Annotated in this window: 17 protein-coding genes; 4 read left to right on the top strand and 13 right to left on the bottom strand. The window is 70.0% G+C overall.

The annotated features are described in order from the left end of the window. Nucleotides 1-86 precede the first annotated feature (86 nt). Nucleotides 87-1,049 carry a terpene synthase family protein gene (locus ACPXB1_RS23305; protein WP_355587977.1) on the top strand — a complete coding sequence of 321 codons (963 nt, stop codon included), beginning with the start codon at nt 87-89 and terminating at the stop codon, nt 1,047-1,049. Between the two features lie 9 nt (nt 1,050-1,058). Here ACPXB1_RS23305 and ACPXB1_RS23310 read toward each other — a convergent pair whose 3' ends face one another. The 5 genes from ACPXB1_RS23310 to ACPXB1_RS23330 all read right to left on the bottom strand — a co-directional run bounded on the left by ACPXB1_RS23310 (nt 1,059) and on the right by ACPXB1_RS23330 (nt 5,681). After that, entirely contained in the window at nt 1,059-2,057 is a 999-nt protein-coding gene (locus ACPXB1_RS23310; protein ID WP_355627470.1) for a DUF1648 domain-containing protein, read from the bottom strand. Then, the gene (locus ACPXB1_RS23315) at nt 2,054-2,410 is read right to left on the bottom strand and encodes a GntR family transcriptional regulator (RefSeq protein ID WP_053652183.1); all 357 of its coding nucleotides are present in this window, start codon (nt 2,408-2,410) and stop codon (nt 2,054-2,056) included. The genes ACPXB1_RS23310 and ACPXB1_RS23315 overlap by 4 nt, the downstream gene beginning before the upstream one ends. Before the next feature lie 104 nt (nt 2,411-2,514). Then, nucleotides 2,515-3,486 (bottom strand): menaquinone biosynthesis prenyltransferase MqnP, encoded by a 972-nt coding sequence (mqnP, locus tag ACPXB1_RS23320; protein ID WP_425735773.1) that lies wholly within the window; start codon nt 3,484-3,486, stop codon nt 2,515-2,517. Next, nucleotides 3,486-4,946 carry a menaquinone biosynthesis decarboxylase gene (locus ACPXB1_RS23325; protein WP_355587971.1) on the bottom strand — a complete coding sequence of 487 codons (1,461 nt, stop codon included), beginning with the start codon at nt 4,944-4,946 and terminating at the stop codon, nt 3,486-3,488. The genes mqnP and ACPXB1_RS23325 overlap by 1 nt, the downstream gene beginning before the upstream one ends. A gap of 180 nt (nt 4,947-5,126) precedes the next feature. Further along, entirely contained in the window at nt 5,127-5,681 is a 555-nt protein-coding gene (locus ACPXB1_RS23330) for a carboxymuconolactone decarboxylase family protein (protein ID WP_355587969.1), read from the bottom strand. Between the two features lie 96 nt (nt 5,682-5,777). Here ACPXB1_RS23330 and ACPXB1_RS23335 point away from each other — a divergent pair, with 96 nt between their 5' ends. Together ACPXB1_RS23335 and ACPXB1_RS23340 are read left to right on the top strand one after the other, a co-directional pair. Continuing rightward, on the top strand, nt 5,778-6,254 hold the full coding sequence (locus ACPXB1_RS23335) for a MarR family winged helix-turn-helix transcriptional regulator (RefSeq protein ID WP_355587967.1): 477 nt from the start codon (nt 5,778-5,780) through the stop codon (nt 6,252-6,254). Nucleotides 6,255-6,360: 106 nt separating this feature from the next. Further along, nucleotides 6,361-6,558, top strand: coding sequence for a hypothetical protein (locus tag ACPXB1_RS23340; RefSeq protein ID WP_355587965.1), 198 nt, complete (start codon nt 6,361-6,363; stop codon nt 6,556-6,558). 289 nt (nt 6,559-6,847) lie between these two features. On the opposite strand, the gene ccsB is transcribed toward ACPXB1_RS23340, so the two are convergent. From ccsB to hemL, 6 genes are all read right to left on the bottom strand, one after another. Further along, nucleotides 6,848-7,825 carry a c-type cytochrome biogenesis protein CcsB gene (ccsB, locus tag ACPXB1_RS23345; protein WP_355587963.1) on the bottom strand — a complete coding sequence of 326 codons (978 nt, stop codon included), beginning with the start codon at nt 7,823-7,825 and terminating at the stop codon, nt 6,848-6,850. Continuing rightward, on the bottom strand, nt 7,825-9,480 hold the full coding sequence (gene resB, locus ACPXB1_RS23350) for a cytochrome c biogenesis protein ResB (protein WP_355587962.1): 1,656 nt from the start codon (nt 9,478-9,480) through the stop codon (nt 7,825-7,827). Before resB ends, ccsB begins: the two co-directional genes overlap by 1 nt. Further along, entirely contained in the window at nt 9,480-10,352 is an 873-nt protein-coding gene (locus tag ACPXB1_RS23355; protein ID WP_355587961.1) for a cytochrome c biogenesis CcdA family protein, read from the bottom strand. The genes resB and ACPXB1_RS23355 overlap by 1 nt, the downstream gene beginning before the upstream one ends. Next, a complete protein-coding gene (locus ACPXB1_RS23360) occupies nt 10,352-10,921 on the bottom strand; it encodes a TlpA family protein disulfide reductase (RefSeq protein WP_355587959.1) in 570 nt (189 codons plus the stop codon). The genes ACPXB1_RS23355 and ACPXB1_RS23360 overlap by 1 nt, the downstream gene beginning before the upstream one ends. Further along, nucleotides 10,921-11,568: a histidine phosphatase family protein gene (locus ACPXB1_RS23365; protein ID WP_355587957.1), complete on the bottom strand. Its 648-nt coding sequence runs from the start codon at nt 11,566-11,568 to the stop codon at nt 10,921-10,923. Before ACPXB1_RS23365 ends, ACPXB1_RS23360 begins: the two co-directional genes overlap by 1 nt. 124 nt (nt 11,569-11,692) lie before the next feature. Beyond that, nucleotides 11,693-13,030 (bottom strand): glutamate-1-semialdehyde 2,1-aminomutase, encoded by a 1,338-nt coding sequence (hemL, locus tag ACPXB1_RS23370; protein ID WP_355587956.1) that lies wholly within the window; start codon nt 13,028-13,030, stop codon nt 11,693-11,695. 200 nt (nt 13,031-13,230) lie between these two features. On the opposite strand from hemL, the gene ACPXB1_RS23375 reads away from it, so the two are divergent. Continuing rightward, the gene (locus ACPXB1_RS23375; protein ID WP_053652159.1) at nt 13,231-13,566 is read left to right on the top strand and encodes an STAS domain-containing protein; all 336 of its coding nucleotides are present in this window, start codon (nt 13,231-13,233) and stop codon (nt 13,564-13,566) included. A gap of 43 nt (nt 13,567-13,609) precedes the next feature. On the opposite strand, the gene ACPXB1_RS23380 is transcribed toward ACPXB1_RS23375, so the two are convergent. Together ACPXB1_RS23380 and ACPXB1_RS23385 are read right to left on the bottom strand one after the other, a co-directional pair. Further along, the gene (locus ACPXB1_RS23380) at nt 13,610-14,164 is read right to left on the bottom strand and encodes a response regulator (protein ID WP_355587954.1); all 555 of its coding nucleotides are present in this window, start codon (nt 14,162-14,164) and stop codon (nt 13,610-13,612) included. Next, the coding region (locus ACPXB1_RS23385; protein WP_425735774.1) for a HAMP domain-containing protein at nt 14,161-16,975 on the bottom strand (2,815 nt) is incomplete at its 5' end. The genes ACPXB1_RS23385 and ACPXB1_RS23380, both read right to left, overlap by 4 nt.

The following is a 16,975-nucleotide window of genomic DNA, read 5'->3' on the forward strand; positions in this document are numbered from 1 at the left end:
GCGGGGACATCATCGGCACCTGACTTCTGCCATGCTCGGACGGGGAGGATCACCGCTGTGCAGCGACCCGAGGGGCGGTACGACCGATGACGGCGGCGGCAGCCCGCACGCTACGGGCCGAATGTCCCCTGCCCTCCCGGTGCTCCCCGCACGCCCAGACGACCCAGGAATGGCTGGCCGGCTGGGTACGCCGCTTCGACCTGCCCCTTGACGACGTCGCCCTGCGCGAGCTGGACGCCGGTCGCATCGCCTGGTACGCCGGCCGGCTCTATCCCGACGCGAGCGCCGCAGACCTGCGTACGGTCGCCGCGCTGTGGACCTGGTTCTTCCTGCTCGACGACGCCTGCGACGGGCCACACCGCGCCAGCGGGGCGGACGTCGCGGCACTGCGGGACGGGGTGCTCCAGGTACTACGCCAGGACACCCACGCCCGCCCGGCCGGGTTCCGGGGCCCGTTGCGACGGATGCTCGTGGACTCGTGGCAGGCCCCGCAGGCGCGGATGCCGCCGACCTGGCAGCGGCGTTTCGCCGACGCCGTCGCCCACCACCTGGCCGGCAACCGCACGGAGGCGGACAACAAGACCAGGGGCCACCTTCCCGGTGTCACCGAGTACGTCGAGCTGCGCCGGGCCACCTCGGCGGCGTACGTGTCGTACACCATGATCGAATTCGTGACCGGTCACGCGCTGCCGGACGCCGTCTACCACCACCCCGCGCTGCGAGAGCTGGCGGCCACCGGCAACGACCTGCTCTCCTGGTTCAACGACCTGGTGTCGTTGGAGAGGGACCGGGTCACCTCGGGCGGGCACAACCTGGTGCTGGTCATCGCGCGGGAGCAGCACCTGCCGCACGGGCGGGCCGTGGAGGCAGCGGTGGACCGCTGGCGCACGACGATGGGACGGTTCATGGAGCTGCGGGCCACCATCCCGTCCTTCGGCCCCGAGCTGGCCCCGGCGGTCGCCGCGCACGTGGAGGGGATCGCCTGCTCGGTGCGTGGCACGATCGACTGGTCACTGGAGAGCGACAGGTATTCGGCAGCCCGCAGTTGACGCCGCCGCTCAGCGGGCCTGCCGTTGACGGTCGGCGAGGGTGTTGAGCAGGGCGGCGGCGGTGCCGGCGTCGGGGACCGTGACGACGATCGAGCGGTCGCCGGTCCGCTCGACGAGCAGACCCTCGCCCGTACGCAGGACGATGCCGACCCGGCCGCCGCGGCCCACCCGCCAGCCCCAGCCGCCGAACTCGCGCAGCGGGTGGACCTGGACGACGCTGGCGCGCAGCACCTCGTCGAGGGGGACGTGGGTACGCGGCCAGCCTGCCGACGACCGGACCAGCAGGCCGCTCTCGTCGACCCGGACGGTGAAGGCGAACATCGCCACGAAGACCGCGACCAGCAGCGCCGCGACGATCAGCAGCCCCCACATGCCGCTGACGACGGCGAGCGTGACCAGGACGGCTATCGAGACCGCGCCGAGGGCGATCCCCGGTCCGGCGCCGGTGCGCCCGATCCAGACGGCCCGCTCGCCCGGCGCGAGGGGGACGCGGGACGCCTCGGGCGCGACGGGGGCGTCGGCCGGCTGGGGCGGGTCACCGGGCAGGAGCAGGCCGACGAGCGCAGCCGGGACGAGGGAGGCGACGATCGCCAGCGCGAGCGCGCCGCCGACCCCGCCGGCCGTGCGGGCGTCGGCGAGGCCGAGCTGCCCGTGCAGGGTGCCGAGCAGCACGAGGGCCATGAAGAGCGCCAGCCAGAGGGTGGTCGCGGCGCCGATGCGGCGGTTCACCGCGGACTGCCCCCACAGCGTCGTGACCGCGCCGAACCCCAGCACCAGCAGGGCACCAATACCGGAACCGGCCCAGACAATGGCACCGAGGGACATGAAGTCGTCGGGCCTGCCCTGGGCGTTCCAGTGTGTCGCCACCGGGTCGGGCAGGTCGCCACGCCAGGAGAGGGCCACAGCGGCGGCCCCGGCAAGGATCACGAGGCCGACGATGGTGACCGTCAGGCCGATGAGGCGCGTCCGCCGACGCGTGTCACGGGCGGGCGCGGTGCCGGTGGTCATGATGAGAACGCCTCCTTGAGGAGCGTGGCTGTGGCTTCCGGGGAGAAGTGCAGGGCGCGCGCCTCGCGTACGACCTCGTCGATGGCGGCCAGCAGCTTGGCGTGGTCGGCTGCGGGCCGGGCGGTGACGATGGCCCCGCGTCCGCGTCGTAGCTCGATCAGCCCGTCGTCTCGAAGTAGCTGGTAGGCCCGGAGGACTGTGTGCACGTTGAGATCGAGCGACGCGGCGAGCTCGCGGGCGGCGGGCAGCCGTTCGCCGGGCTGGAGCACGCCCTGGGCCACGGCGAGGCGTACCTGCGTGACGAGCTGGGCGAACAGCGTCTCGTCGAGCGAGGGGTCGATGCGGAAGAGCACGCTTAAAGAATACTTGTTCTAGTGTTGTTAGAACAATGTGGGTGGCAGCACGCGAACGGCGGCGGTGCCGAGCGCACCGCCGCCGTCTGCCGCCATCGCAACTGTCAGGGGCGCAGGTCGAGCCGGATCACCAGGTCGAGCAGGGCGAACACGAACAGCGCGATGCCGACGAACCCGTTGGCGGTGAAGAACGCCCGGTTGACCTTGCTGAGGTCGGTCGGGGTGACCACCAGGTGCTGGTAGGCGAACGCCACGGCGGTCAGCGCCAGGCCTACCCACCAGAGCCAGCCGAACCCGACGAGCGCCCCGAACCACACGAAGAGCCCGAAGGTCACCACGTGCGCCACTGTGGAGGCGTGCAGCGCGAAGCGCCTGCCGTACCGGGCGGGCACGCTGTGCACGCCGATCTCCTTGTCGATCTCGGAGTCCTGGCAGGCGTAGATCAGGTCGAAACCGCCGATCCACAGCCCGACCGCCGCACCGAGCAACCAGGCCGGCCAGGACCCGTCAAGGGTGCCGGTGACCGCCAGCCACGCGCCTACCGGCCCGACCGCCTGGGCGATCGCCAGGATGGCGTGCGGCCAGTTGGTGAACCGCTTGCCGTACGGGTAGACCACAAGCGGCACCACCGCGAGCGGCGCCAGCACCAGGCAGAGCGGGTTGAGCAGGGCGGCGGCGGCGAGGAAGACCACAAGCGCGACGGCCGCGCCGGTCCAGGCCGTTCGCACGCTCACCGCCCCGGTGACCAGTTCCCGCCCGGCGGTACGCGGGTTCCGCGCGTCGATCTGCCGGTCGAGGATCCGGTTGGCGGCCATCGCGAACGTCCGCGCCCCGACCATCGCCACAGTGATCAAGAGCAGGTCGACCCAGCGAACCCGCCCGCCGGAAACCTGCATGGCGGTCAACGCCGAAAGGAAGGCGAACGGAAGCGCGAAAACGGAGTGCTCGATAGCCACAAGATCCAGGAACGCCCGCACCCTCCCCCGCGATCTTGCACTTCCTGCCGGGGCAGAAGGGGAGGAAGAGGGCGAATCGGGGGCCGAAAGTGCAAGATCGCGGGAGTCGTCGACGGGCATCAGATCCCGTACTCCTTCCAGCGCTTGTCGACCAGGGCCGTCACCTCGGGAGCCATTGTCATCTCCTCCGGCCAGCCGCGGTTGTAGCCCTCGGTGGGGAGCTTGCGGGTCGCGTCGACGCCCGCCTTGCCGCCCCAGAACTGCTGGTACGAGGCGTGGTCCAGGTGGTCCACCGGACCCTCGGTGAGCAGCAGGTCGCGGGCGTAGTCGACGTTGCCGAAGGCGCGGAACGCGACCTCGTTGTAGTCGTGGACGTCGCAGTCCTCGTCCACGATCACGATCAGCTTGGTCAGGGACATCATGTGCGCGCCCCAGATCGCGTTCATGACCTTCTGCGCGTGCTTCGGGTAGCGCTTGCGGATCGACACGATCGCGCAGTTGTGGAAGACACCGGCGGCGGGCAGGTCGTAGTCGACGATGTCCGGGATCAGGAAGCGCAGCAGCGGCGCGAAGATCCGCTCGGTGGCCTTGCCGAGGCCGTGGTCCTCCTGCGGCGGCTGGGACGTGACGATCGAGTGGTAGACCGGGTCGCGCTGCATGGTCATGCACTCGATGTGCATCACCGGGAACGGCTCGACAGGCGTGTAGAAGCCTGTGTGGTCACCGAACGGCCCCTCCGGCATACGCTCGCCCGGCTCGATGTAGCCCTCCAGCACGATCTGCGCGTGCGCCGGCACCTGCAACGGCACGGTCAGGCAGTCCACCATCTCGACGCGCTCACCCCGCAGGTACCCGGCGAACAGGTACTCGTCGATCTCGGCGGGAAGCGGCGCGCTTGCCGAGTAGGCGACCGCCGGGTCGGCGCCGATGGCGATGGCCACCGGCAGGCGCTGCCCGAGCCGCTCGGCGACCGCGTGGTGCGCCGTGGAGTTCTTGTGGATCTGCCAGTGCATGCCGATCGTGTTGTGCGAGTGCTGCTGGAGCCGGTACAGCCCGAGGTTGCGCTTGCCGGTCTCCGGGTCCTTCGTGTGGGTCAGCCCGAAGTTGTGGAAGATGCCGCCGTCACCCGGCCACACCTGCAACCCCGGCAGCCGGTTGAGGTCGACGTCGTCGCCCCGGTAGACCACCTGCTGACACGGGGCGGTCTTGACCTTCTTCGGCGGCATCGACTTGAGCTGCATGACCTTGCCAAGGCCGCCCATCATGCCCGAGAAGCCCTGCGGCAGCTCCGGCTTGAGCATCTCGCCGATCCGCTGGCCGATTTCGTCGAGGTTCTCCACCCCGAGAGCCATGGCCATCCGCTTCTCGGTGCCGAACAGGTTGATCGCCACAGGCATCTCGCCCCGGGTCGGACGTTCGAAGAGCAGCGCCGGCCCACCGGCACGCACTGTGCGGGTGACCACCTCGCTGATCTCCAGGGTGGGGTCGACAGGGACGTCGACCCGGCGCAGTTCCCCAGCACGCTCCAGCGCCGCGAGGAAGTCCTTGAGATCGTTGTAGGGGAAGCCACGAGCCGCCATGCCGCCCAGTCTCCCGCACCGGGTGCCCCTCCGACGAAGGCGGGTGGTGTGACACCTGCGATGACCGGCCCGGCGCGGCTGCGCTTGATCCACTTGGCTTCCAGGAAATCGGGGTGTCCCGCGCCGGGATACACCGGTTTCACGGAAGCCGAGTGGATCAACAGCGACCTGGGCGGCGGGTCAGGCAGTGGGCGTCCACGCGTGAGGAGACAGCGGCGGGTCGAGTGGTGCGCGGGTGAGCCGGTTGGCGAATGTCGAGATGGTGTACGTCCCGACGCCGAGCACCACGTCCAGCGCGTGCCGGGGTTGGTAGCCGGCGGCCAGGAATTCCTCCAGTTCGTCGTCGGGCACCGCTCCCCGATGGTCGAGCACGGCGAGCGTGAACCGGCGCAGCGCTTCCAGCCGCGGCTCGGGCAACGGGCTCCCGGCGCGCAGCGCGGTGACCATCTCGGCGGTCGCGCCGAGGCGGGCGAGCGTGCCGGTGTGCAGGGCGACGCAGACGTGGCACTCGTTGGTGGTGGCGACGGCGAACACGACCACCTCCCGCTCCAGCGGCGAGAGGTCGGTCTGCTCGAAGCCCTTGTTGGCGGTGAGGAAACCGCTGAGCAGCTGGGGCGACTCGGCCATCAGAGCGACCGGAGCGGGCAGCCAGCCGAACCGACGGCGTACCCCCTCGATGGTCGGCCGGGCGGCGGCGGGCGCGGTGTCGGCGGTGTGTGCGGTGAAGACGGGCACGGCTACCTGCTCTCGCGGCGTGGGTGGGGACGCCGAGGGACACGTCCCGTAGGATAGTCAACGTGGTTTACGGAATAGTAAACGTGGTTGTCGAACATGGCAACCGCTGAAGCCGCGCGGCCCGGCTACGCGCTGCCGCTGCTCCTGCTGGCCGGCTTCCGCACGCTCATCGACGACCTGCACGCCGAGCTGGCCCGGCAGGGGCACCCGGAGCTGCGACCGCTGCACGGCTTCGTGCTCCAGGCCGTGGGGATGGACGGCACCACCGCCACCGAGCTGGGCCAACGGCTCGGCATCTCGAAACAGGCAGCCGGCAAGACTGTCGACAGGCTCGTCGCCGCCGGCTACCTGGAACGGATCGACGATCCCGCCGACGCCCGCCGACGGCTCGTCCGGGTGACACCACGCGGCGCCGACGGGCTGCACCGCTCGGCGCAGATCTTCGACCAGCTTCGAAAGCGTTGGGTGGCGACCCTCGGCCCGGACCGGGTCGCCGCCCTGGAGGACGACCTGAGCACTGTGGCCTCCGCCAACTGGTTCCGCCTCGACATGCCCGGCTGGTTCGGCGGCTGACCGCGCCCGCAGGCGACACCTGGCAGATCCACGGGCAGAGGCAAGCCCGGCGGGTAAATCTCACCCGCTCTGGTCCGCAGAGCCCACTGCGGCCCATGCTGAAGGGATGTCGGACGCGTACGTCGTCGGCGACCCGGACGGGTTGTCGCCTCTGCTGGTCGAGCTCCGCGACACCGTCGCCCGGGAACTGCACGCGCAACTGGCGCTGCGCGGTGAGCGGATCGAGCTGGCCGACCTTCCCGAGGTCTCCTACCAGGTCACCGTCCAGATCGAGCGGGCGTTGCGCGACTGGCGCCCCCGCTAACCGGCGTCCAAGCTGAGTCGTTGACCAGTCGGCGACGACGAGGGGAGACGACCTGTCCCGGGTGGCGAACTGGTTGCGCGGCGCGTGGGCGCACCTGCGGACCGGCTGGCCGCTTGTGGCGCAGGTGACGCTCGCCGCCACCCTCTCCTGGTTCGTCGCCAGCCGCCTGCTCAGTGGCGGCGGCTACAGCGGGCCGTTCTTCGCCCCGGCCGCCGCGGCGCACTCGATCTGCCGACCGCCGGGAAGCAGCACTGAAGCAGCGTCCCGGAAGCGGCAGCCGCGCCGACGATCAGTCCAGACCGCCGTACGAGTGCAGGCCCGTGAAGAAGATGTTCACGCCGAACAGGTTCATCAGCACGGTGAGGACGCCGAGCACCGCCAGCCAGGTGGCCACGTTGCGCTTGACGCTCGGCGTGGCCCGCGCGTGCAGGTAGCCGGCGTACACCACCCAGGAGATGAACGCCCAGGTCTCCTTCGGGTCCCAACCCCACGGCCGACCCCAGGCCGCCTCGGCCCAGATCGCGCCCGCGATCACCGCGAAGGTGAAGATCGGGAAGGAGAACGCGTGCAGCACGAAGGTCAGCCGCTCCAGGCTGCCCGCGTCGGGCAACCGCTTGGCCAGGGTGTACGGGAAACTGCGCTTGCCCTGCTCGTACCCGTTGCGCATCAGGAAGCCGACCGCCGGCACCGCGCCGAAGATGAAGATGCCGGACGCGAACACGATCGTCGACACGTGGATGATGAACCAGTACGAGTTCAAAGCCGGCACCAGCGGAACGATCGGCACGTACAGCACCAGCTCGGCGGTGGCCACCAGCAGCACCATCACCAAGGTCATGAACAGCCCGAGCTTGCGCAGCGACGGCAGCTTCCAGAGCACACCGAGCCAGGCCACGACGCCGATGAACGTCACAGTGAGCACGAACTCGTACATGTTGCCCCAGGGCATCCGGTCGGCGGCGATGCCGCGGGTGACCAGGGCCGCGAGGTGCAGCACGGCGGCGACCGCGGTGGCGGCCACCGCGACGAGGCCGGCGATCCGGGCACGCCGCGCCGAGCTGTGGACCACCGCCAGCGTCGGGGGCGTCGTGGACGGCGGCGTCGAGCCGGTGCCACCGACCCCGGCGCCGACAAGCTCACGCTCGGCGGCCGGCGCGGCCACCCGGGCACGCGCGTTGCCGAGCGCGTACTCCACGGCGTGGCTGATCATCGCGATCAGGTACACGAGGATCGCGAAGGTCACCAGATTGTCGGAGAGCGCGGACATCACTCGGTCCCTTCTCGCACACCGGTCCGGCCACTGGATTCAGTGTCGGTGCCGGCTCGCCCGGCCGCCTTGTCGTCTCCGCCCACAGCGGTGACGAGCTGGGCGAACTCGTCGGCGAACCCTGGATAGTCGGTGCGCGGCAACCCACCGGCCTCCATCAAGCTACTACCGCCCGTCGGAGATCCTTCTCCGGGGTCGGCAGGCAGCATCCGGAACCACACCCGGCGACGCCGCCCGAACAGCGAGCCCATCAGCCCGACCAGCAGGAAACCACAGCTCACCAGCAGGATCGTCGAGCCGGGGTCGTACCGGACGGAGAGCGTGACGTACCGCTCGGTGCCCAGGAACTCGACGGTCGTGCCGTCGTCGAGCGTCCAGGTCTCGCCCTTGCGCAGCACCTTCGTGCCGATCTCCTTGACCTTCCCGGCGCTCACCTGCCGCTGGTCGAGTTGGTAGACCGAGTTGGGGATGCCCGCGTCCATACCGAGGTTGCCCCGGTACGCGACAAGGTTCAGCAACGGGTTGCGCTCCGTCGGGTACTCCGAGCGGACGAACGGCGCCTCCGGCGGGGCCGTGGGCAGGTAGATGCCGGTGAACGCCACCTGCTGATCGGGTACGCGCTGCCCGGTGGCGGGATCGACGTTCGCGTCCGGGAAGGCGGCCAGACCCTCGCTTGTCAGACCCATGTCCCCCGTGGTGAGGAACGGAAGGTCGCTTGTCTGGCTGTTGCCGAACCGGTCGGTGTAGCGGATCAGCGGGGCGTACCCGTGGCCGAGCAGGTAGACGTTCGCCCCGTTCAGCCGCAGCGGCGAGTTCACCGAGAAGTCCGCCTGACGCGTCGGCTCGTCCGGGCCGTCGACAGTCACAGTGGCGTTGAAGAACTCCGGCTGGCCGGACGGCAGGAACCGGGCCTGGAAGTCGTCCAACCGCAGGCAGAAGCCGGGCAGGTCGGCGCTGTCCACCTGCGGGCCGAGGTTCGCCTCGGCGTACTGCTGACGGGTGTTGCAGAAGGCGTTGTCCGCGCCGGCCACAAGCAGCCGGTTACCGCTCCAGCCGTACCACGACCCGAGGGCGACACCGATCAGCACGGCGATCAGCGAGGTGTGGAACAGCAGGTTGCCGGTCTCCTTGAGGTAGCCCTTCTCGGCGGACACCTCGTCGCCGCGCACCTCCACCCGCCAGCGCCGCTTGCGCAGCACCTCGGCGACAGCAGCCGCGCCACCGTCCGGGGCGGGCAGCACGGCGTGCTGCGGCAGCCGCGCCATCCGCTTGGGAGCGGCCGGGGGCCGGGAGCGCAGCGCCCGGACGTGGTCACGCAGCCGGGGCGTGATGCAGCCGATCAGCGAGGTGAACAGCAGCAGGTAGATCGCCGAGAACCAGACCGAGCCGAAGACCTCGAACGCGCCGATCCGGTCCAGCCGGGGCGCCCATTCGGGGTGGTCGATGAAGTACTGGTTGACCCGCTCCGGGCTGACCCCACGCTGGGGCAGCACCGAGCCGGGGATCGCGGCGACAGCCAGCAGGAAGAGCAGGATCAGCGCCGTACGCATGCTTGTCAGTTGCCGCCACGAGTTACGCAGCAACGCCAGCAGCCGGTTGGGACGGCGCCGGGGCGCCGGGGCCTCGGTCTGCGGCCGATCGTCGACGGCCGTCATCAGATGCTCACCTCGCCCACCCCGACGGTGGTCTGCAGCCAGATCACGAAGTTCTGCCACCCGCCGGTGACCAGCGCCAGGCCGATCAGCAGGAGCAGGGCGCCGCCGATCCGGGTGACCCAGCGGCTGTTGCGCCGGACGGCGCGGAAGACCCCGAGCAGGCGCTGGAAGCCCAGCCCGAAGACGATGAACGGTATCCCCAGCCCGAGGCAGTACGCCACGGCGAGCACCACGGCACGGTCGCTCTGACCGCTGGTGGCCGCCATGCCCATCACCGCGCCGAGCGTCGGGCCGGTGCACGGCACCCAACTGAGCGCGAAGACCGCTCCGACGACCGGAGCGCCGAGCAGCCCGGCCGACGGCAGCCGGGAGATCCGGAACTCGCGTTGCAGAGCGGGGATCAGCCCCAGGTAGCCCAGCCCGAGCACGATGATCAGCGCGCCGACGACGATCTCCAGCTGCCGCTCGTACTCGAAGAAGACCCGGCCGATGCCGGCGAACAGGATCGCCGTGGCGACGAAGACCACTGTGAAGCCGGCGATGAAGAGCAACGTCCCGGCGAGCACCCGGCCCTTGACGGCGACCGTCGCGGTCCGCTCGCGTACGGCGACGCCGCCGCCCCCGCCACCGCCCCCGCCGTCGGCTGAGGTGTTAGGAAGGGCCCCTTCCTCTACCGCAGGCGTTAACAAGGTGCCCTTCCTTGCACTGCCTTCGAGGTCGGCGCCGGCCAGGCCGGTGACGTACGAGAGGTAGCCGGGGACCAGCGGAAGCACGCACGGGGACAGGAAGCTGACCAGGCCGGCCAGCGCCGCCGCGCCGATGGCCAGCAGCAGCGGCCCGCTCAGCGCCAACTCCCGGAAGGTCTCGCCCATCAGTCCGGCGCCGGTTTTTCGCCTGCGACCCGCTCGACGATCGGTTGCAGGCCCTCCTGCTTGACGGCGGCCCGGATCACCACCGCGACCCGGCCCTCCCGGTCGAGCACCACCGTCGCCGGGACGGTGTTCGGCGGGATGTCCAGGTCGAGCGCCAACCGGCTGGCCGGATCGAACAGGCTCGGATAGGTGACCCGGCCCTCCTCGAACGCCTTGGCCTTGTCCCGCTGGTCCTGGACGTTGATCCCGAGGAACGCCACACCGGAGCCCTTTGTCGCCTGGTAGACGGCCTCAAGGTCGTCAGCCTCGGCACGGCACGGCGCGCACCAGGAACCCCAGAAGTTGACCACGACGACCTGGCCGCGGGCCTCGTTGATGTCGTACGTGCCGCCGGTGAGCAGCTCACCCGCAAGCTTCGGCGGCGCCGACCGCTGATCCGGGGCGCACTCGATGATCCCCTCGGCGGTGGTCGTGCAGGTCTTCTCCCGCCCCTGCGCCGACGTGCAGCCCGCCAGCGCCACCGTCGCAACGGCGGCGAGCAGACCTGCGGTCCACCTACGGGAGTTCATCAGGCCCCCTTGGCCGTCCGGGCTGTCGCGGAGAGAGCGATCAGGTGCGCGGCCGGCTCGGTGTAGCCGATGCCCACCACCTTCGCGCCGTCGAAGTGGAACGAGGTCAGGCTCGCAAGACCACACTGCCGCTTGCGCGGGTCGTGCCACAGCCGCTTGCGCTCGACGTAACGGCGCAGCGTCCAGATCGGGAGCTGATGCGAAACCAGCACCGCCTCACGCCCCTCGGCGGCGACCCGGGCGGCGTGCACGGCGGCGAACATCCGCTCGGCGATCACCCGGTACGCCTCACCCCAGGACGGCGTCACCGGGTCCCGCAGCACCCACCAGTTGCGGGGATCACGAAACGACCCGTCACCCGGGGACACCTTCTTGCCCTCGAACCAGTTGGCGCTCTCGATCAGGCGCTCGTCCACCCCGACGGGCAGGCCGAACTGGGCGGCGATGGGTTCGGCGGTCTGCTGTGCGCGCTCCAGCGGGCTCGCCACCACGTGCACGATCTCCCGGTCGGCCAGGCCCTGCGCGGCGGCCTTGGCCATCTGCACACCCAGCTCGGAGAGGCGGAAACCGGGCAGCCGGCCGTAGAGGATCTGGTCGGGATTGTGCACCTCGCCGTGCCGAAGCACGTGGACCACCGTCTTACTCACCGCTGTGCCCCCTCTGTTCGCGACTGCGGGGCTCGCAACACCGGCTCACTCCTCGCGCTCACCGCCGCCGCCTTCGTTCGCGACTGCGGGGCTCGCAACACCGGCTCACTCCTCGCGCTCACCGCTAACCCCCTTGACCGGCCGCTGCTGCCGCATTCGCCGCCGTCGGCAGCGCCTTGGCGATGTGCTCCAGCGCGGCGTCGTCGATCGCCGCCGACACGAACCAGGACTCGAACGCGCTCGGCGGCAGGTAGACGCCAGCGGCGAGCATCGCGTGGAAGAACGCCTTGAACGCCGGCACCTGCTGCGTGCGGGCGCTGTCGTAGTCGACGACGTCGGCATCGGTGAAGAAGATCGAGAACATGCTGCCCGCGTACGACAGGCGGTGCGGGACCCCGGCGGCGGCAAGCGCGTCGGAGGCGAGCTTGCCCACGACTGCGGCCGTGTCGTCGAGGCGCTGGTAGAGCGCGTCGTCGGCCAGTCGCAGCGTGGCCAGGCCGGCGGCGCAGGCCAACGGGTTACCGGAGAGCGTGCCGGCCTGGTAGACCGGGCCGGCCGGGGCCAGCCGCGCCATGATCTCCGCGCGCCCGCCGAACGCCGCGGCGGGCAGGCCACCGCCCATGACCTTGCCGTACGTCCACAGGTCGGCGTCGGTGGGGTCGAGGCCGTGCCAGCCGGCGCGGGACACCCGGAACCCGGTCATCACCTCGTCGATGACGAGCAGGGCGCCGTGCGCGTGCGCGATCCGCGCGAGCTGGGAGTTGAACCCGTCGCGGGGAGCCACAACGCCCATGTTGCCGGCCGCGGCCTCGGTGATCACCGCGGCGATGTGCTGGCCCTCGGCGGCGAAGACCTCCTCGACGGCCCGGATGTCGTTGTACGGCAGCACGATCGTCTCGCTTGCCGCCGCGCCGGTGACGCCTGGCGAGTCGGGCAGGCCGAGGGTCGCCACGCCGGATCCGGCGGCGGCGAGCAGGGCGTCGACGTGCCCGTGGTAGCAGCCGGCGAACTTGACGATCTTGGAGCGGCCGGTGAAGCCCCGGGCCAGCCGGATCGCCGACATGGTGGCCTCGGTGCCCGAGTTGACGAGGCGTACCTGCTCGACCGGGGTCCGGTCGACGATCTCGGCGGCCAGTTCCACCTCGCCCGGGGTGGGGGTGCCGAAGCTGGTGCCACGGGCGGCAGCCGCCTGCACGGCGTCCACCACCTCCGGGTGGGCGTGGCCGAGGATCAGCGGACCCCACGAGCAGACCAGGTCGACGTACCGGCGGTCGTCGGCGTCGTACAGCCAGGGGCCTTCGCCACGGACCATGAAGCGCGGGGTGCCGCCGACCGCCTGGAAGGCGCGCACGGGGGAGTTCACCCCGCCCGGCACGATGGCGCGAGCGCGGTGGAACAGGGCCTCGGAGGCCGGCGCGTCGGCCGGGTAACGGCCAGATCCGGCGGAAACGATGTCGGTCACGATGCGGCCATTGTGTCAGCGCCGACCTGCCAATCCGCAGCCACCCCACGCAGGGGTTACCCGGCTCACCCGCCCCGGGCGCTCAGCAGCGGCATCGACGCGGGGCTGGCGGTGGGCGAGACGGAGCTGAAGTGGGGGCCGGCGCGCGGGCTCACGGATCTCGACAGGCCAGGTCGTGCGGATCGCGCTAGGCTGGCCGGGTGGATCGTGCCGAACTGTCCATCACGCTACACCGGACGGGCGACGAAGCAGTGCTGCGCCTGGCCGGTGAGATCGACATGCTCACGGCCGCCCAGCTCTCCACCGTCGTCAACGAGGTGCTCGCCGACCCGCCGCCACGGATCGTTCTCGACCTCGGCGGCGTCACCTTCTGCGACTCGCAGGGCCTGGGCACCCTTGTCGTCCTCAGCCGCAAGGCCAGCCACGCGCAGAGCCTGCTGATGCTCACCCACGTGGGCGACTTCCTGATCCGCGTCCTGGACATCACCGGCCTGCGCAGCGCCCTGATGATCCGCAACGACCAACCCGCCGGCTGACCCCACCCCCGGCCACCGGCCCGAGGGTGGAGTTGACTGCGGTTTACGGGTTGGCGCCCCAGCGGGCTTGTTCCAGCATCTCCATCGCGCGTTCGCGGTTCTCCGGGTCGCCGGAGCGGAGCAGGGCGGTTGCCTCGTCGACAGCGTCGGTGAGGCGTCGCCACTGCGTGTCGCGCTCCCGGACCAGGTCCGACTGTGCGGCCAACTGCCGCGTCTTCACCCACAGCTCGACGAATACCGACACCTTGGCCCGCAGGACCCACGGGTCGAAGGGCTTTGTCAGGTAGTCCACAGCCCCCACCTGATAACCGCGCAACGCGAGCTGGGCGTCCCGGTCGGCGGCGGTGAGGAAGATGATCGGTACGTGCCGGGTCCGCTCCCGGCGCTTGATGTGGCTCGCCGTCTCGAAGCCGTCCATGTCCGGCATCTGCGCGTCCAACAGGATCACCGCGAAGTCGTCCACCAACAACTGCTTGAGAGCCGCCTCGCCGCTCTCCACCGCCACCGACTGAACCGGCAGGCCCTGAAGGATCGCCTCCAGCGCCGTCAGATTCTGTCGCCGGTCGTCCACGAGCAGCGCCTTGGCCATCTGGGTCACGACGTCTCCTCGTTGCGGCTTCCGTTGATCCAGGACGACATCAACTCGATCAGATCGTCGAGGTCGACCGGCTTGGTGATGTAGTCGCTTCCCCCGGCCGCGAGCGCCGACTCGCGGTCACCCGGCATCGCCTTCGCGGTCAGGAAGACGACCGGAAGGTCGGCGAACCGGTGGTTACGGCGGATCTGCCGGGTCGTCTCGTATCCGTCCTGGTCCGGCATCATGGCGTCCATCAAGACGATGTCCACCTCCGGGTGCTCGGCCAGCAGGCGGACGCCGTCCGCCCCGTTGTCCGAGTACAACACGGTCATGCCGTGCAGCTCCAACGCGCTGGTCAGAGCGAAGACATTTCGTACGTCGTCGTCCACGATGAGCACAGTGGCACCGTCCAACTGGCGGGTGGCCGGTGCCTCCGGCCGCTCCGGCAGCAGCTCCAGCGGCGGCATCAGCAGTGACGACGGCAGGCCGGCGCGCTGCGGTGACGGAGGGGCCGGCGCGACCACCGCGTCCGGTGCCAACACCTGCGGTACGAACAGGGTGAATGTCGAGCCCTGGCCGGGCGCCGACGACACGGTGATGGTGCCACCGATGAGCCGGGCCAGGTCGCGGCTGATCGACAGGCCCAGGCCGGTGCCTCCGTAGCGGCGGCTGGTAGTGCCGTCCGCCTGCTGGAACGCCTCGAAGATGATCGACAGCTTGTCGTCGGAGATGCCGATCCCGGTGTCGATCACAGTGAAGGCGATTACCTGCTGGGCGTTCGTCAACGCCGGTACGTCGAAGACCGCGTTCTCCGCCGCCGGGGCGATCCGCAGCGTCACCGCGCCGTTGTCGGTGAACTTCACGGCGTTGGAGAGCAGGTTGCGCAGGATCTGCTGCAACCGCTGCGCGTCGGTGATCAGCGCCGGCGGCAGGTCCTTGCTGACGCGTACCTGGAAGTCCAGGTTCTTCTCCTCCGCCTGCGGCGCGAACGCCTGCTCGACGTAGTTGCGGATCTCGGCGAACCGGATCTCGGTCGGCTCGACGTCCATCCGACCCGCCTCGATCTTGGACAGGTCGAGGATGTCGTCGATGAGGCGCAGCAGGTCCGAGCCGGATCCGTGGATCGTACGGGCGAACTCGATCTGCTTCGGGTTGAGATTCTGCTCCGAGTTCTCCGCCAACAGGCGTGCCAGCAGCAGCAGCGAGTTCAACGGCGTACGCAGTTCGTGGCTCATGTTGGCCAGGAACTCCGACTTGTACGCCGAGGCACGGGTGAGCTGCTGCGCCTTCTCCTCGAGGCCGAGGCGGGCCAGCTCGATCTCCCGGTTCTTCGTCTCGATGTTGCCCTTCTGCTCGGAGAGCAGCGTGGCCTTCTCCTCCAGCTCGGCGTTGGTGCGCTGCAACTCCGCGGACTGCTCCTGAAGCTCGTGCGCCAGCCGCTGCGACTGGGCCAGCAGTTCCTCCGTACGCCGGTTGGCCTGGATGGTGTTCACCGCGATGCCGATGGTGAGCACGAGCCGCTCCAGGAACGACAGGTGCAGCTCGGAGAAGGCCGCCACGCTGGCGAACTCGATCACCCCGAGCAGTTCCCCCTCGAAGAGCACGGGGAGCACGACAAGGTCCGACGGTGGTGTCTCGGCCAGGCCGGAGCGCAGCGTGAGCCTGCTGTTCGGGGAGGCGCTGACCCGGATCGTCCGGCGGGACAGCGCGGTCTGACCGACCAGTCCCTCGCCCGGGCCGAATGTGACGTCGTGCCCCCGCGCCACGTACCCGTAGGACGAGGTGAGTCGCAGTCGCACGCTGCCGTCGGTCTCGTCGGCCAAGAAGAAGGCGCCGAGCTGGGCGTCGACAAGCGGGGTCACCTCCGTCATGATCATGCGGCAGACCTCGCCGAGGTCCCGCTGGCCCTGCAGGAGGCCGCCGATACGGGCCAGGTTGGAGTCCAGCCAGCCCTGCTCGGCGTTCTTCTTTGTCGTCTCCCGGAGGGTGACGATCATCTGGTTGATGTTGTCCTTCAGCTCGGCGACCTCGCCCTGCGCCTTGACGGCGATCCGCTGGGTCAGGTCACCCCGGGTCACCGACGTGGACACCTGGGCGATGGCGCGCAACTGGGTGGTGAGCGTCGAGGCGAGCTGGTTGACGTTCTCGGTGAGGTCGCGCCAGGTGCCGGAGACACCCTTTACCTGCGCCTGACCACCCAACTTGCCCTCGATACCCACCTCGCGGGCCACGCGGGTCACCTCGTCGGCGAACGACGAGAGCTGGTCCACCATCGTGTTGACAGTGGACTTCAGCTCAAGGATCTCGCCCTGCGCGTCGACGGTGATCTTCTGCGACAGGTCACCCTTCGCCACGGCGGTGGTCACCGAGGCGATGTTGCGGACCTGGCTGGTCAGGTTGGACGCCATCGAGTTCACGTTGTCGGTCAGGTCACGCCAGGTGCCGGAGACACCCTTTACCTGCGCCTGACCACCAAGCTTGCCCTCGGTGCCCACCTCACGGGCCACCCGCGTCACCTCGTCGGCGAACGACGACAACTGGTCCACCATCGTGTTGACGGTCGACTTCAACTCAAGGATCTCGCCCCGGGCATCCACAGTGATCTTCTGCGACAGGTCACCCTTCGCCACAGCCGTCGAGACCTGCGCGATGTTACGCACCTGGGCGGTCAGGTTCGACGCCATCGAGTTCACGTTGTCGGTCAGATCCCGCCAGGTGCCGGCCACCCCGCGTACCTGCGCCTGACCACCCAACTTGCCCTCGGTGCCCACCTCACGGGCCACCCGCGTCACCTCGTCGGCGAACGACGACAACTGGTCCACCATCGTGTTG

The organism is Micromonospora sp. DT68 (genome assembly GCF_049847245.1).
GTDB lineage: Bacteria > Actinomycetota > Actinomycetes > Mycobacteriales > Micromonosporaceae > Micromonospora > Micromonospora profundi.

Excerpts from the sequence above, each read along its gene's own strand:
- ACPXB1_RS23355 (WP_355587961.1), bottom strand. The coding sequence starts at position 10,352 with ATGGGCGAGACCTTCCGGGAGTTGGCGCTGAGCGGGCCGCTGCTGCTG.
- mqnP (WP_425735773.1), bottom strand. The coding sequence starts at position 3,486 with ATGCCCGTCGACGACTCCCGCGATCTTGCACTTTCGGCCCCCGATTCG.
- ccsB (WP_355587963.1), bottom strand. The coding sequence starts at position 7,825 with ATGTCCGCGCTCTCCGACAATCTGGTGACCTTCGCGATCCTCGTGTAC.
- ACPXB1_RS23360 (WP_355587959.1), bottom strand. The coding sequence starts at position 10,921 with ATGAACTCCCGTAGGTGGACCGCAGGTCTGCTCGCCGCCGTTGCGACG.
- ACPXB1_RS23335 (WP_355587967.1), top strand. The coding sequence starts at position 5,778 with ATGGCAACCGCTGAAGCCGCGCGGCCCGGCTACGCGCTGCCGCTGCTC.
- ACPXB1_RS23305 (WP_355587977.1), top strand. The coding sequence starts at position 87 with ATGACGGCGGCGGCAGCCCGCACGCTACGGGCCGAATGTCCCCTGCCC.
- ACPXB1_RS23310 (WP_355627470.1), bottom strand. The coding sequence starts at position 2,057 with ATGACCACCGGCACCGCGCCCGCCCGTGACACGCGTCGGCGGACGCGC.
- ACPXB1_RS23340 (WP_355587965.1), top strand. The coding sequence starts at position 6,361 with ATGTCGGACGCGTACGTCGTCGGCGACCCGGACGGGTTGTCGCCTCTG.
- resB (WP_355587962.1), bottom strand. The coding sequence starts at position 9,480 with ATGACGGCCGTCGACGATCGGCCGCAGACCGAGGCCCCGGCGCCCCGG.
- ACPXB1_RS23325 (WP_355587971.1), bottom strand. The coding sequence starts at position 4,946 with ATGGCGGCTCGTGGCTTCCCCTACAACGATCTCAAGGACTTCCTCGCG.